2 protein-coding genes are annotated in these 2,109 nt (G+C 41.8%); one reads left to right on the forward strand and one right to left on the reverse strand.

Features of this window, described 5'->3' with window-relative positions; all coding sequences use genetic code 11:
- Positions 1 to 601 (forward strand): DUF2705 family protein (locus tag AC3LHT_RS05355; protein ID WP_488662193.1); only part of this gene is annotated, 601 nt, incomplete at its 5' end.
- On the opposite strand, the gene AC3LHT_RS05360 is transcribed toward AC3LHT_RS05355, so the two are convergent.
- A partial coding sequence (locus AC3LHT_RS05360) for an ABC transporter ATP-binding protein (protein ID WP_488662194.1) occupies positions 602 to 2,109 on the reverse strand: 1,508 nt, incomplete at its 5' end.

The following is a 2,109-nucleotide window of genomic DNA, read 5'->3' on the forward strand; positions in this document are numbered from 1 at the left end:
AGGGGGCGACTTCACCAACGCCCTGGGCATGAGTTTTGTCTATATCCTGTCTGCCGTGTTTGCTTCTATACTTGCTGGTTCGATGTTTTCAAAAGAGTTTGAGCAAAAAACCATCGAATATCTCCTTGTCAAACCAAGCTCAAGATTGACAGTTTTTCTTTCAAAGCTTTCGGTAATGTTCAGTTTTATAATCCTTCTCACTGGAATATTCACGTTATTCGAGGTAAAGTTATTCGATGTTTTTGTTCATCAGGAATATAGTACAAAGATTCTCTATGCCTTCGGGCTCTATGCCCTAACCGTCCAGGTATTCTTTGCTGCCGTGGCTACACTGGTGTCGGTGATTGTGCAGAAGAGCTCTTTGAATACTTCTATCTCCATAGGGCTTATCATTTTCATGTATTTTGGAGACTCTCTGGGCAGAAGTTTTGAAAACCTTGAGTGGATGTCTATTATTAGCATCTTCCGATATATACCCTTGATAGACACAATAAAAAACAATCAAATAATGCTTGGTAACGCGTTGACAATAATGCTCATTTCAGCCATCTTCCTCTTTGCAGGTGCCTGGGTTTTCAAGAAGACAGATATTAAGCTTTAATCATACAAGTTCACTTGCTGGATTCTCATCGAAAGAATCCGGTATATAGCCTTTGAATTGGGACTTATAGAGCCTGTAATAATGACCCCTTAGCTCTAATAATTCCTCATGGGTTCCTCGCTCTATAATCCCATCCTTTGTTATAACGATAATCTCATCGGCGTGCTTTATTGTAGAAAGCCTGTGGGCTATAACAAGCGATGTTCTCCCTTTGGAAAGCTCCTCAAGGGATTGCTGGATTTTCAACTCGGTTTCGTTGTCCAATGCAGAGGTTGCTTCGTCGAGAATGAGAATAGGAGGATTTTTCAAGAAAACCCTTGCTATTGAAACTCTTTGTTTCTGGCCGCCAGAAAGCCTTACGCCCCTTTCGCCTACGTAGGTGTCGTATCCCTCTTCCAGAGTCATTATAAAATCATGTATATTCGCACGCTTTGCAGCTTCAATGATTTCCTCCTCAGTTGCGTTCCCCTTACCATAAGCGATGTTATCTCTTATAGTACCCGCAAACAGGAAAACATCCTGCTGCACAATCCCTATATTCCTTCGCAGGGATTTCAACGTAACATCCTTTACATTTATCCCATCGATCAAGATCTCACCTTCAGATATTTCATAGAATCTCGGTATAAGATGACAAAGCGTGGTCTTCCCGCCACCTGAAGGACCCACAAGGGCAACGGTCTTTCCTGCAGGGATTTTTAGGCTTATATTCTGCAAAACCTTTTCCCCTCCATCATAGGAAAAAGAAACGTTCTTTATCTCAATATCCCCTTTTACCCTTTCCAATTCGATTGCGCCATCTTTGTCAACAATATTGGGCTTAGTATCCATTATCTCAACAAACCTTTTAAAACCAGCCATTCCAGCCTCATATTGTTGCGCAAGCATCATCAGCCTTCGAATTGGCTGCAAAAAAAGTTCAACGTATAAAAAGTATGCAACCAGCGAACCGGGTGTGATGACTTTTTTCAAAGTCAAATAACCACCAACGAGAAGCACCGTGAGCTTCAACATATTCGACAACAGGTCAACGCCTGTGAACATCTCAGCCATGGCTTTAAGTGCACGCTTTCTTGACTCGACAAACCTCCTGTTACCTTCGTCGAATTTTTCCCTCTCAAGGTCTTCGTTGGTAAAAGATTTTGCCAAACGTATCCCGGAAATGCTGTTCTCCAATTGCGCGTTTACATCGGCAATTCGCCTTCTTTCAGCCATGAAGGCACGAGACATTTTCTGCCTCTTTTTTATCCCAAACCACACTAAGAAAGGAATATAAGTGAAGATTATCAATGTAAGCCTCCAATCGGTTCTCATGAGGATGATAAAAGCTCCAATAAGAGTTATAAGCGATATAAAGAGATCCTCAGGCCCATGGTGCGCAAGCTCGGTAATATCTCTCAAATCATTGACAATTCTCGACATTATTTTTCCTGTCCGAACTTTATCGAAGAAACTAAAGGGTAGTGTCTGGATGTGGGAGAAAACGTCCTTCCTCATATTGTATTCCA

The sequence above is a fragment of the Kosmotoga sp. genome (assembly GCF_982836095.1).